The sequence below is a fragment of the Streptomyces sp. NPDC056373 genome (genome assembly GCF_042262425.1).
Lineage (GTDB): Bacteria > Actinomycetota > Actinomycetes > Streptomycetales > Streptomycetaceae > Streptomyces.
Window position 1 is genome coordinate 318,528 of the sequence record NZ_JBHJPX010000011.1, and the last position, 12,713, is coordinate 331,240.

The 12,713-nt window shown below is 72.1% G+C and carries 12 protein-coding genes; 10 read left to right on the forward strand and 2 right to left on the reverse strand.

What is annotated here, in order from left to right; translation table 11 throughout:
• Nucleotides 1-5: 5 nt before the first annotated feature.
• Nucleotides 6-839 (reverse strand): HAD family hydrolase, encoded by an 834-nt coding sequence (locus ACFCXS_RS25000; protein WP_376645551.1) that lies wholly within the window; start codon nt 837-839, stop codon nt 6-8.
• Between the two features lie 583 nt (nt 840-1,422).
• Between ACFCXS_RS25000 and ssd the strand changes: the two genes are divergently transcribed.
• From ssd to ACFCXS_RS25035, 7 genes are all read left to right on the forward strand, one after another.
• Nucleotides 1,423-2,526 (forward strand): septum site-determining protein Ssd, encoded by a 1,104-nt coding sequence (ssd, locus tag ACFCXS_RS25005; RefSeq protein ID WP_376645552.1) that lies wholly within the window; start codon nt 1,423-1,425, stop codon nt 2,524-2,526.
• Nucleotides 2,523-3,731: a TadA family conjugal transfer-associated ATPase gene (locus ACFCXS_RS25010; RefSeq protein WP_376645553.1), complete on the forward strand. Its 1,209-nt coding sequence runs from the start codon at nt 2,523-2,525 to the stop codon at nt 3,729-3,731. Before ssd ends, ACFCXS_RS25010 begins: the two co-directional genes overlap by 4 nt.
• Nucleotides 3,728-4,600: a type II secretion system F family protein gene (locus ACFCXS_RS25015; RefSeq protein WP_376645554.1), complete on the forward strand. Its 873-nt coding sequence runs from the start codon at nt 3,728-3,730 to the stop codon at nt 4,598-4,600. Before ACFCXS_RS25010 ends, ACFCXS_RS25015 begins: the two co-directional genes overlap by 4 nt.
• On the forward strand, nt 4,597-5,388 hold the full coding sequence (locus ACFCXS_RS25020; RefSeq protein ID WP_376645555.1) for a type II secretion system F family protein: 792 nt from the start codon (nt 4,597-4,599) through the stop codon (nt 5,386-5,388). Before ACFCXS_RS25015 ends, ACFCXS_RS25020 begins: the two co-directional genes overlap by 4 nt.
• A 70-nt stretch (nt 5,389-5,458) precedes the next feature.
• Nucleotides 5,459-5,668 carry a DUF4244 domain-containing protein gene (locus tag ACFCXS_RS25025; RefSeq protein WP_376645556.1) on the forward strand — a complete coding sequence of 70 codons (210 nt, stop codon included), beginning with the start codon at nt 5,459-5,461 and terminating at the stop codon, nt 5,666-5,668.
• Entirely contained in the window at nt 5,655-6,014 is a 360-nt protein-coding gene (locus ACFCXS_RS25030; RefSeq protein ID WP_362044069.1) for a TadE family type IV pilus minor pilin, read from the forward strand. The genes ACFCXS_RS25025 and ACFCXS_RS25030 overlap by 14 nt, the downstream gene beginning before the upstream one ends.
• A complete protein-coding gene (locus tag ACFCXS_RS25035; RefSeq protein ID WP_376645557.1) occupies nt 6,011-6,448 on the forward strand; it encodes an Rv3654c family TadE-like protein in 438 nt (145 codons plus the stop codon). The genes ACFCXS_RS25030 and ACFCXS_RS25035 overlap by 4 nt, the downstream gene beginning before the upstream one ends.
• On the opposite strand, the gene ACFCXS_RS25040 is transcribed toward ACFCXS_RS25035, so the two are convergent.
• A complete protein-coding gene (locus tag ACFCXS_RS25040) occupies nt 6,333-8,867 on the reverse strand; it encodes a DEAD/DEAH box helicase (protein WP_376645558.1) in 2,535 nt (844 codons plus the stop codon). The two genes, ACFCXS_RS25035 and ACFCXS_RS25040, sit on opposite strands and share 116 nt — an antisense overlap.
• 78 nt (nt 8,868-8,945) lie before the next feature.
• On the opposite strand from ACFCXS_RS25040, the gene bldG reads away from it, so the two are divergent.
• From bldG to ACFCXS_RS25055, 3 genes are all read left to right on the forward strand, one after another.
• Entirely contained in the window at nt 8,946-9,287 is a 342-nt protein-coding gene (gene bldG / locus ACFCXS_RS25045; protein WP_003991900.1) for an anti-sigma factor antagonist BldG, read from the forward strand.
• A 119-nt stretch (nt 9,288-9,406) separates the two neighbouring features.
• Nucleotides 9,407-9,844 (forward strand): ATP-binding protein, encoded by a 438-nt coding sequence (locus ACFCXS_RS25050; RefSeq protein ID WP_344461094.1) that lies wholly within the window; start codon nt 9,407-9,409, stop codon nt 9,842-9,844.
• A 276-nt stretch (nt 9,845-10,120) separates the two neighbouring features.
• Nucleotides 10,121-12,526, forward strand: coding sequence for a sodium-translocating pyrophosphatase (locus ACFCXS_RS25055; RefSeq protein ID WP_376645559.1), 2,406 nt, complete (start codon nt 10,121-10,123; stop codon nt 12,524-12,526).
• The last annotated feature ends 187 nt before the right edge of the window (nt 12,527-12,713 follow it).

Here is a 12,713-nt window from a genome sequence, read left to right on the forward strand (position 1 = left end):
ACAGGTCAAGCGACTGAAGCCCGGCGCCGGTTCGCATACCAGACGAGTCCCGCGGTGGCCGCGGCGGCGCCTATCGCGGCGACCGCGACGAGCGCCGGGCGCGGCGGTACGGAGAACGCGGGGATGCGCTGCTTGAGCCGGACCGGGCGGTGGAAGTCCAGGATCGGCCATCCGCGCGCGAGGGCCTCGCGGCGCAGTGCCCTGTCCGGGTTCACGGCGTGCGGGTTGCCCACGGACTCCAGCATCGGCACATCGGTCGCCGAGTCGCTGTAGGCGTAGCAGCGGCTGAGGTCGTACCCCTCGGATTCGGCGAGCTCCCTCACCGCCTCCGCCTTGGTCGGGCCGTACGCGTAGTACTCCACCTCGCCGGTGAAGCAGCCGTCGTCGCCCACGACCATGCGGGTGGCGACCACGCGGTCCGCGCCCAGCAGCTCGCCGATCGGTTCGACCACCTCCGCGCCGGACGTGGACACGATCACCACGTCGCGGCCGGCGGTGTGGTGCTCCTCGATGAGGGAGGCGGCCTCGTCGTAGATGATCGGGTCGATCAGGTCGTGCAGCGTCTCGGCGACGATCTCCTTGACCTGCTGCACGTTCCAGCCGCGGCACAGGGCGGACAGATATGCGCGCATGCGCTCCATCTGGTCGTGGTCGGCGCCGCCGGCGAGGAAGACGAACTGGGCATATGCGGTACGCAAGACGGCCCTGCGGTTGATCAGACCGCCTTGGTAGAACGACTTGCTGAACGTGAGCGTGCTCGACTTCGCAATGACCGTCTTGTCCAGGTCAAAGAAGGCGGCTGTGCGGGGCAACGAGTGGTTTTCCACGCCCCAGAGCATAGGGGCAGCCCATTCGGCGTAAGGTGGGGCGCGTGGGTTTGCCTGAGAAGGCTCTCGGGTACACCATGGAAGTCACGGATCGTTCGCGACCGTGCTAACCCGGCCCGACTCCTCCCCCCCCGAGTCGGCCGTGGGGACGACCCCCGCTCTCCCCCCCGGCGGGGGTCGTCGCATGTCCGGGTGGGTTTTTTCCTTCTTCTCGCGGCCTGATGGCCGCTCTGATGCGGCTTTCCCCAGCACCTTGTCATGCCCATGCTCTATCACGGTGTGTAGCCGTCGGGCTGCTCTGTGAGGGTCGTGCACAGGGCCTGAGTGGCTCACCGGTATGGGTGATGGCGATATTCACAACTCCCGGGACGTCCACAGTTATCCACCAAGATCCACACGATTTCCGGGATCGCTGCACCGTGATTCCAACGCGTCCCGCTCGCGGCGAGTTCATGGCCGGTTCCGAGTACCTGGGGGCGTTTGGCCGGTTTCTGTCGGCCGTTCACAGGGAGGCCGCTTGCCGGTTCTTCCCACGTATGGGAATCGCGGGGCCACAGGGGCCACGCGAGTCGTGCAGCGAAGGGGGTTGGAAACCGTGGCCGGAACCGTCACACACGATCCGCCGCCGGCCGCCGGAGGGCGGCAGGGAGGACCGCTGATCGTCACAGAGGACACCGAGCTCCTCGACGATCTGCTGCGCCTGTGCGCGGCAGCCGGCGCCACACCCGAAGTGCACCACGGGGTGCCGGAGCGCAGAGGCAGCTGGGAGGCCGCACCGCTGGTCCTGGTCGGCGACGACGCGGCTCGGCGGGTGCGCGGGGCCGCGCGCAGAAGGGGTGTCGTCCTCGTGGGCCGGGACCAGGACGACTCCGGGGTGTGGCGGCGGGCCGTCGAGATCGGTGCCGAGCACGTTCTGATGCTGCCCGACGGCGAGCAGTGGCTGGTCGACCGGATCGCCGACGTGGCCGAGGGCGTCGGCCGGCCCGCCCTCACCGTCGGCGTCATCGGCGGCCGGGGCGGAGCAGGAGCGTCCACGCTCGCGTGCGCCCTTGCCGTCACCTCCGCGCGGGAGGGACTGCGCACCCTCCTGGTGGACGCCGATCCGCTGGGCGGCGGACTCGACGTACTCCTCGGCGGTGAGACGGCCGCAGGGCTGCGCTGGCCCGCCTTCGCGTCCTCACGCGGACGGGTCGGCGGCGGAGCCCTGGAGGAGTCGCTGCCCGAGCTGCACGCGCTGCGGGTGCTCAGCTGGGACCGCGGCGACCGGATCGCGGTCCCGCCGCAGGCGGTGCGCGCGGTCCTCGCGGCGGCCCGACGCCGGGGCGGCACCGTCGTGGTCGACCTTCCGCGCCGGATCGACGACGGCGTCGCCGAGGTCCTCTCCCAGCTGGATGTGGGCGTGCTGGTGGTGCCGGCGGAGCTGCGGGCCGTCGCGGCCGCGGGGCGGGTCGCCTCGGCGGTCGGCATGGTTCTCCGGGACCTGCGGGTGGCGGTCCGCGGGCCGTACCCGCCGGGGCTCGACGACCGCGAGGTGGCCCGGCTGCTCGGACTGCCCCTGGTCGGCGAGGTGCCGGTGGACCCGGGGCTGTCACGCCCGGCCGCGGGCACGGCACCCCCGGGCGCCGCCCCGCGGGGACCGCTGGCCCGGTTCTGCAAGGAGTTCTGGGAGCGTGCGCTCGTCGAGGCGGGTACGGCATGAGCACCCTGGCCGGACTCGAGGGCGCGGCGCTGCTCGACGGGGTGCGGCGGTGGCTGGCCGAGAGCGGGGCCGAGCCGACTCCCGCGCGCGTGGCGCAGGCCCTGCGCGAGCAAGGGCGGGTCCTCGGGGACGCCGAAGTCCTCGGAGCCGCCGCGCAGTTGCGGTCCGAGCTGGTCGGCAGCGGGCCGCTGGAGCCGCTCCTCGCCGATCCGTCGGTGACGGACGTACTGGTGTCGGCCCCGGACCGGATCTGGGTGGACCGGGGCGGCGGACTGGAACTGACACAGGTGCGGTTCGCGGACGCCGCGGCCGTGCGACGGCTCGCCCAGCGTCTCGCCGCCGTGGCCGGACGCCGCCTGGACGACGCCCGGCCCTGGGCCGACGCCCGGCTGCCCGACGGGACGCGGCTGCACGCGGTGCTGCCGCCGGTGGCCGTGGGCTGCGCCTGTCTGTCGCTGCGGGTCGTGAGGCCGCGTGCCTTCACACTCGGCGAGCTGGTCGCGGCGGGCACCGTGCCGCCGGGCGGGGACCGCGTGTTGCGCGCCCTGCTCGACGCCAGGCTGTCCTTCCTCGTCAGCGGCGGCACCGGCACCGGCAAGACCACGTTGCTGAGTGCCCTCCTGGGGCTGGTGGGGCCTGGGGAACGGATCGTCCTCGCCGAGGACTCGGCGGAGCTGCGGCCCGACCACCCGCACGTCGTGCGACTGGAGACCAGACCCGCCAACCAGGAGGGCGCCGGCCTCGTCACCCTGGAGGACCTGGTGCGCCAAGCGCTGCGCATGAGGCCCGACCGGCTGGTCGTGGGCGAGGTGCGCGGGCCCGAAGTGGTGCACCTGCTGGCCGCTTTGAACACCGGCCACGAGGGCGGTTGCGGGACCGTCCACGCCAACGCCGCCGCCGATGTACCGGCCCGGCTCGAAGCGCTCGGGACAGCCGCGGGACTCGATCGGGCAGCACTGCACAGCCAGTTGGCGGCCGCCCTCTCCGTGGTGCTGCACCTGGTGCGCGACCGGGCCGGGCGGCGGCGGATCGCCGAGGTGCACGTGCTGGAGCGGGACGCGTCCGGACTGGTGCGGACGGTCCCGGCACTGCGGTGGGGAGCGGAGGCGTTCGTGCGCGAGCGCGGATGGGAGCGGCTGAGGGGTCTGCTGCGGGGCGGGACGAGTGGGATCGAGCCGGGCGTGGACGAGAGGGGAGAGTCATGACGGGGGCTCCTGGGATGACGGTGGGTGCGGTCGCGGCGTGCACGGGGGCGGCTGTCTGGCTGCTGGCCGAGCGTGATGCGACGGCACGGCGGGCGCGGTTGCTGCTCGCGGAGGGCGGCCCCATGGGGAGGGGATCCCCGGGGTGGCGGCGCACGGCCGGTGAGCTGCGGCGCGTCCGTGGGCGGTTGCGGGCCGAGTGGTGGTCGGCGGTGGCCGGGCTGGTGCTGGCGGTGCTCGGGGCGTCGGTGCTGCCGGTCGTCCTGGGGGCGGCCGGGGTGCCGTTGCTGCGGCGGGCCCGGCTGGCCGGACGGGCGCGGCGGGACCGGGAGCGCCGGACCGACGCGGTGATCGCGTTGTGCGGGGCACTCGGCGGCGAGGTGCGCGCGGGACGTCAGCCGGGTGAGGCGCTGCTGCGGGCCGCCCGGGACTGCGGCGGACTCGCCGACGCGCGGTCCACGGTGCTGGCAGCGGCGCGGTTCGGCGGTGACGTGCCGGACACGCTCGCCACGGCGGCACGGCAACCGGGCGCCGAGGGCCTGCGCGGACTGGCGGCGTGCTGGCGGGTGGCCGTGGACCAGGGCGCGGGGCTCGCCGACGGACTCGACCGGCTCGCCGCTGCCCTGCGCGCCGAACGCGACCAACAGTGTGATCTGCGAGCTCAGTTGGCGGGAGCCCGGGCCACGGCGGTGATGCTCGCCGGGTTGCCTGCCCTGGGGCTTGGCATCGGGACCGCCCTGGGCGCCGATCCCCTCCACGTCCTGTTGCACACCGGAGCGGGTCTGGGCTGTCTGGCGGCCGGCGGGGTGCTGGAGGGCCTGGGGCTGTGGTGGGTGCGGCGGATCGTGCGGGGCGCGGAGGCCGCGGCATGAGCGGGGACGTCGTCCACAGGCTGTGGGTGGCCGTGGGGATCGCGCTGGCCGCCGGATGGCTGGCCCGCCGACTGGTACGGGCGAGGCGCCTTCGGAGGATGCGCCGGCGCCTGACGGAGCTGTCAGGGGTACGGGGAGCGACTGTTCCTGTCCCGCGGACGGCATGGCGTGAGGCCGCACGGACGTGGCTGGCCCCGGTGGGCGTGGCGTGCGCCGGCTGGATGCTGATCGGAGGCTTCGCCGGGGCCGCCGTGGGACTGGCCGGGGCGGTGGGGCTGCGGCGGTGGCGATCGGGCCAGGAGACGGCCGGCGCGGAGCCGGACGCCCCCGGCCTGGCGGAGGCGGCGCGGCAACTGCCCCTCGCCGCCGACCTGCTGGCGGCCTGCATCGCGGCGGGCGCCGGCCCGGTGATCGCGGCCCAGGCGGTGGGTGAGGCCTTGGGCGGCCCTGTCGGCGATGCCCTCGCCCGGGGTGCGGCGGAGATGCGGTTGGGCGGCGAACCGGGCTCGGCCTGGCGGCGGTTGGGTGCCGTGCCGGGCGCCGAGGGGCTGGCCCGGCTGCTCGAACGGGCCGATGTGTCCGGGCTGCCCGCGGCGGTGCCGGTCGCACGGCTCGCCGCCGAGGCCCGGGCCGACTGGGGCCGCGCCGCCACGGCCCGGGCCCGTCGAGCGGGAGTGATGGTCAGCGCCCCGGTCGGTCTGTGCTTCCTGCCCGCCTTCATCGCGGTCGGTGTGCTGCCCGTGGTGATCGGACTCGCGGGCGGGGTGCTCGGAGGGGGTGGTGGGTGACGCGGCGACGGACCCGGAGCAAGTGAGCGACAAGCAGTGATGGTTCGGACTCTTTCCTACGGGGGTTGAGATGTACAAGGCGGTACGGGCACGGCTGCGTGCCCTGGTGTGCGGGATGCGTGCGGCGCGGCGGGACGGAGGAATGGTCACCTCCGAGTACGCGATGGGAATCGTCGCGGCGGTGGCGTTCGCCGTGGTGCTCTACAAGGTCGTCACGAGCGGCGCCGTCAGCGCGGAACTGCAGAAGATCGTGAAGGACGCCCTCAGTGCGCGGATGTGAGCGGGGAGCGGACCGGGGGTTCGTCACCGCGGAGTCGGCCGTGGTGCTGCCGGTGCTGGTGATGTTCGCGATGGCGCTGGTGTGGGGGCTGCTGGTCGTGGCCGCGCAGATCCAGTGCGTGGACGCGGCTCGGACGGGCGCGCGTGCGGCGGCCCGCCAGGACCCGCCCGGCGCGGTCGTGAGGCTGACCCGCGAGGCGGCGCCGCCCGGCGCGAAGGTGACGGTCAGCCGGGACGCGGAGCACGTCCGGGTGACCGTCGTGGCTGAGCCGCCGGTGTTGCGGGGACTGTCCTTCGCCGTGCGCGAGGAGGCCGTGGCGTCGGTGGAGGAGGCGGTGGGCACATGAGAGGGGGCCGCGCGGTGGTGGGCTCGGACCGGGGCTCCGCCACCGTGTGGAGTGTCGGGGCGATCGCCGCTCTGTGTGTGGTGTTCGGAGTCGTTCTCGCGCTCGGGCAGGCCGTCGTGGTCCGGCATCGTGCGGCGGGCGGTGCCGACCTCGCGGCGCTCGCCGCGGCGGACCACTGGGCCGAGGGCGGCACGACGGCTTGCGCCCGGGCCGGACGGGTGGCCCGGGCGCAGGGCGTACGGCTGGTGCGCTGCGAGGTCGCCGGCGATGTCTCCGACGTGACGGCGGCGGCGGGCCGGGGCCCGTTCACGGCGGAGGTCAGGGCGCGGGCGGGGCCTCCGACGGCTCCGCTGGACCTCCCGGCGGAGCCGGAGGAGGAGGCACCCCGTCCTCCGGCTCCTTCTCCTCCGGCGCCCCCTCCAGCAGCACCGTGAGGAGCCGCACCGCCCCTCTCTTGTGCAGCGGGTCGTTGCCGTTGCCGCACTTGGGGGACTGGATGCAGGAAGGGCAGCCGGCGTCGCACTCGCAGGAGGCGATGGCCTGGCGGGTGGCGGTCAGCCAGGTGCGGGCGGTGTGGAAGGCACGCTCCGCGAAGCCCGCGCCACCCGGATGGCCGTCGTAGACGAAGACCGTCGGCAGGAGCGTGTCGGGGTGGAGCGGGATCGAGACGCCGCCGATGTCCCAGCGGTCACAGGTCGCGAACAGGGGCAGCAGGCCGATCGACGCGTGCTCGGCGGCGTGCAGGGAGCCGCCGAGGATCTCCGGGTTGATCCGGGCGCGGTCCAGCTGGTCCTCGGTGACGGTCCACCACACGGCGCGGGTGCGCAGCGTACGAGGAGGGAGGTCGAGTTTCGTCTCGCCCAGGACCTCACCCGTGATGAGCCGGCGACGCAGGAAGGAGACGACCTGGTTGGTGACCTCGACGGAGCCGTAGCAGAGGCGGCCGTCGCCCCAGGGGATCTCCACGTCCGTCTCCAGGACGGAGATGGACGTGGTGTCCCGGGCGACCGTGGAGTACGGCGGGGCGGCCTCCCCGACGAGGGCGACGGAGTCCTCCAGGTCCAGCGACCGCACCAGGTACGTGCGGCCCTGGTGGAGGTGGACCGCTCCCTCGTGCACCGTCGAGTGCGCGGCACCGGCGTCGACCGTGCCGAGCAGCCGGCCCGTGCCGGTCTCGACGACCTGGACCGGGCGCCCGCCCTCGCCGCGGATGTCCGTCAGGTCGGCGGCGCGCTCGCGGCGGGTCCAGTGCCAGGCCCTGGTGCGGCGGCGCAGCAGCTTCGCGGCCTCCAGCTGGGGCAGCAGGCCCTCGCTCGCCGGGCCGAACAGGGCCAGGTCCTCGTCCGTCAGGGGCAGCTCCGCCGCGGCCGCGCACAGGTGCGGTGCCAGCACGTAGGGGTTGTCGGGGTCGAGGACGGTCGATTCGACGGGCTGGTCGAACAGGGCCTCGGGGTGATGGACGAGGAAGGTGTCCAGCGGGTCGTCGCGGGCGACCAGGACGGCCAGGGCCCCCTGCCCGGACCGTCCGGCCCGGCCCGCCTGCTGCCAGAGGGAGGCCCGGGTGCCCGGGTAGCCGGCGATGACGACCGCGTCGAGGCCGGAGATGTCGATGCCGAGTTCGAGGGCGTTCGTCGCGGCGAGGCCCAGGAGTTCACCCGAATGGAGGGCTTGTTCGAGAGCGCGGCGCTCTTCCGGGAGATAGCCGCCCCGGTACGCCGCGACACGCCGGGCCAGCGACCGGTCGACCTCGCCCAGCCGCTCCTGGGAGATGACCGAGATCAGCTCGGCGCCGCGCCGGGAGCGGACGAAGGCGACCGAACGCACGCCCTGCACCGTGAGGTCGGTCAGCAGGTCGGCGGCCTCGGCCGTGGCCGTGCGGCGGACGGGGGCGCCCTTCTCGCCGTGCAGCTCGGTCAGCGGCGGTTCCCAGAGCGCGAACACCAGTTCACCGCGGGGGGAGGCGTCGTCGGCCACTTCCAGCACCGGCAGGCCGGTGAGGCGGCGGGCGGCCACCGAGGGCTCCGCGGCCGTCGCCGAGGCCAGCAGGAACACGGGCGACGCGCCGTAGCGGGCACACAGGCGGCGCAGCCGGCGCAGCACCTGGGCGACGTGCGAGCCGAAGACGCCGCGGTAGGTGTGGCACTCGTCGATGACGACGTACTTCAGCGACTTCAGGAAGGAGGACCAGCGGGGATGGGACGGCAGGATGCCCCGGTGCAGCATGTCCGGGTTGGTCAGGACGTAGTTGCCGTACTGGCGGATCCACTCGCGTTCCTCGAACGGAGTATCGCCGTCGTACACGGCTGCGCGCACCGAATGGCCCAGAGGGTGTGAAAGTTCCTTCACCGACCGGCACTGGTCCGCCGCGAGTGCCTTGGTCGGAGCCAGGTAGAGGGCGGTGGCGCCCCGGCCGTTCGGGGCCTCCGCGCCCTCCAGAAGGGTGGACAGGACCGGCACGAGGTAGGCCAGGGACTTGCCGGAGGCCGTGCCGGTGGCGACCACGACGGACTCGCCGTCCAGGGCGTGTTCGGCCGCCCGTGCCTGGTGGGCCCAGGGATGCTCGATGCCCGCGGCTCGCACGGCCGCCACGACCTCCGCGCGGATCCGGTCGGGCCAGACGGCATGCCGACCCTCACGCGGGGGCAAGTGCTCCGTATGAGTAATGCGCGAAGCCCTGCTCGGACCGGACGCGAGCCGGTCCAGGACCGCGCCTGGCGCGGGCCGGGAGGCGGGGTCCGTCGGGGTTCGATCGGATCGATGATTCTTGGCCATCGGCACCGAGTGTGTCACTGGAGTGACGGACAATGGAGCCAAGGCGTCGTGCACGCCTGCCGGTAAGTGATTGAATGCCATCGCGGCTGGCGAAGCGTCCAGGGGCTGAAGCCGAATGCCCCTAGGGCGACCGCTCGATAGCAAGGTGCTGGAGGATCCGTGGACCTGTCCCTGTCGACCGAAACCATGGGCGATCGCACGATCGTCAGGGTCGGTGGCGAAATCGACGTATATACCGCGCCCAAGCTGCGCGAGCAGTTGGTCGAGCTGGTGAACGACGGCAGTTTCCACCTTGTCGTCGACATGGAGGGCGTGGACTTCCTCGACTCCACCGGACTCGGCGTACTGGTCGGCGGCCTGAAGCGCGTGCGGGCCCATGAGGGCTCCCTGCGCCTGGTCTGCAACCAGGAGCGCATTCTGAAGATCTTCCGTATCACCGGCCTCACCAAGGTGTTCCCGATTCACACCTCGGTCGAGGAAGCGGTTGCGGCCACCGACTGACGCCGGTCCCGGGCCGTGTGCCCGGGTCGGCCGATGGTCGGCGAAAGAAGACCGAGGGGGCCCGGGCTTCGGCGGCCCGGCGCCTCTCGACAGCACGCCCGAAGTTGCGAGGGGGATGCATGGCCACCGTTGAGCTCCGCTTCAGCGCGCTGCCCGAGCACGTCCGGACCGCCCGGCTGGTGGCGGCAGCGGTGGCGCGCAGGGCCGGAGTGGACGAGGCCGTCCTCGACGAGGTCAGGCTCGCCGTCGGCGAGGCATGCACCCGGGCTGTCGGGCTGCACCAGACCGTCGGGATCTCGGCACCTGTGAAGGTGCTGCTGATCGAGGAGGAGAAGCAGTTCTCCATCGAGGTCGGCGACGAGGCCCCGCACGCGGTGGCCGGCGAGCGCGCTCCCGGCGCGGGACCCGGCGATCCCGACGGTGAGGCCGACGAGGACGAGATGGGCCTCGCGGTCATCAGCGGACTCGTCGACGACGTCGAGGTCAGTGCGGGCGAGCACGGCGGACTGATCAAGATGACCTGGCCGACCACGCCGCCGCCGACGATTCTGGTCTGACCCCGCCGCCGCGCACACCCGTTCTTCCGAAGGGCCCCACCACCCGTGGGGCCCTTCGTCGTGTGCGGGTGTCAGTGCTCGCCTTTACAGTAGTTCCTGTGCTGTTCATCGCGTGAATTCGTTCACGATCATTCGCGTGCTCCCGGCAACCCAAGAATGCTTTCAGGGTATTACCCCGGAAGGCCAATTCCGTTTATCGCGCTCTGTTTTGATCAGGTTCCGGTACCTACAATCCCGTCCACATCTTGAGCTCAGCCCAAGCGTCAAGGAGGACGAATGGCGGGGCTTTCTCTCTCACAACAGTCGGGCCATCCCACAGACCTCGCAGCCGCCGTACTGACCGATGGCAACCGCGTTCTCATCGTGGTCATCGCGGTCGTCGCACTGGCGGCGCTGGCGGTCGCGGGCGTCCTGGTGCGCCAGGTGCTCGCGGCCGGCGAGGGCACCGACAGCATGAAGAAGATCGCGGCGGCGGTCCAGGAAGGCGCCAACGCCTATCTGGCCCGTCAGCTGCGCACGCTCGGCGTATTCGCCGTGGTCGTGTTCTTCCTGCTCATGCTGCTGCCCGCGGACGACTGGAGTCAGCGTGCCGGACGGTCGGTGTTCTTTCTGATCGGAGCGGCGTTCTCGGCAGCCACGGGCTATATCGGCATGTGGCTCGCCGTGCGCAGCAATGTGCGTGTCGCCGCGGCGGCGCGTGAAGCCACTCCGGCTCAAGGCGAGCCGGAAAAGGATCTGACCGCGGTCTCGCACAAGGCGATGAAGATCGCTTTCCGTACGGGTGGCGTGGTCGGCATGTTCACAGTGGGCCTCGGCCTGCTCGGCGCCTCCTGTGTGGTGCTGGTGTACGCGGCCGACGCGCCCAAGGTGCTCGAGGGCTTCGGCCTCGGGGCCGCGCTGATCGCGATGTTCATGCGGGTCGGCGGCGGCATCTTCACCAAGGCCGCCGACGTCGGCGCCGACCTGGTCGGCAAGGTCGAACAGGGCATTCCGGAGGACGATCCGCGCAATGCCGCGACCATCGCCGACAACGTGGGCGACAACGTCGGCGACTGCGCGGGCATGGCGGCCGACCTCTTCGAGTCGTACGCCGTGACCCTGGTCGCCGCGCTCATCCTGGGCTCGGCGGCCTTCGGGAACGCAGGGCTCGGCTTCCCACTGCTCGTGCCGGCGATCGGTGTGATCACCGCCATGATCGGCATCTTCGCGGTGGCGCCCCGGCGCACCGACCGCAGCGGCATGAGCGCCATCAACCGCGGTTTCTTCATCTCCGCGGCGATCTCGCTCGTGCTGGTGGCGGTGGCCGTCTTCGTCTACCTGCCGGGGAAGTACTCGGAGCTCGACGGCGTCACCGACACCACGATCCTGGACAAGGACGGCGATCCGCGGGTCCTCGCGCTGGTCGCGGTGGCCATCGGCATCGTGCTCGCCGCTCTCATCCAGCAACTGACCGGCTACTTCACCGAGACCACCCGCCGGCCCGTCAGGGACATCGGCAAGACCTCGCTCACCGGCCCGGCCACCGTCGTCCTCGCCGGAATCTCCGTCGGTCTCGAATCGGCCGTCTACACCGCCCTGTTGATCGGACTCGGTGTGTACGGGGCGTTCCTGCTCGGCGGCACGTCGATCATGCTGGCGCTGTTCGCGGTGGCACTGGCCGGCACCGGCCTGCTCACCACGGTCGGTGTGATCGTCGCGATGGACACCTTCGGGCCGGTCTCCGACAACGCGCAGGGCATCGCGGAGATGTCCGGCGACGTCGAGGGCGCGGGCGCGCAGGTGCTCACCAACCTGGACGCGGTCGGCAACACCACCAAGGCGATCACCAAGGGCATCGCGATCGCCACGGCCGTGCTCGCGGCGGCGGCGCTGTTCGGGTCGTACCGCGACGCGATCATCACCGGCGCGCGGGACGTGGGCGAGAAACTCAGCGGGGACGGCGCCCCGATGAGTCTGATGATGGACATCTCGCAGCCCAACAACCTCGTGGGCCTCATCGCCGGCGCGGCGGTCGTCTTCCTCTTCTCGGGGCTGGCGATCAACGCCGTGTCGCGGTCGGCGGGTTCCGTGGTCTACGAGGTGCGCCGGCAGTTCCGTGAGAAGCCCGGGATCATGGACTACAGCGAGCAGCCGGAGTACGGCAAGGTCGTCGACATCTGCACCAAGGACGCCCTGCGCGAGCTCGCCACGCCCGGTCTGCTGGCGGTGACGGCGCCCATCTTCATCGGGTTCACGCTCGGCGTCGGAGCGCTCGGCGCGTTCCTCGCGGGCGCGATCGGCGCGGGCACGCTGATGGCGGTGTTCCTCGCCAACTCCGGTGGCGCCTGGGACAACGCCAAGAAACTCGTCGAGGACGGTCACCACGGTGGCAAGGGCGGCGAGGCCCATGCCGCGACCGTGATCGGAGACACGGTCGGCGACCCCTTCAAGGACACCGCGGGCCCCGCGATCAACCCGCTGCTGAAGGTCATGAACCTGGTGTCGCTGCTCATCGCGCCCGCGGTGATCAAGTTCTCCTACGGTCCGGACCGGAGCATCGGGGTGCGGATCCTGGTCGCCGTCCTCGCGTTCCTCGTGATCGCCGGAGCGGTGTACGTCTCAAAGCGGCGCGGAATCGCCATGGGTGACGAAGACAACGCCGACTCGCAGCCCAAGTCGGCCGATCCGGCGGTGGTTTCGTAGGGAGGTTTCTCCAGCCCCAGCTCAAGGTGCGGGCGGGCGGCACGCGTTGGCGTGTCGTCCGCCCGCGCTGTGTGGGTACAAGATCAAGCGTGAGCCTTCTCTCGCTTGGTGCAAAAGGTTACAAAACGGTCTTAATAGACGCCTGGCGTGCGGTTGTCGTGCATCTGGCGTGTATGTTCCGGGGCCG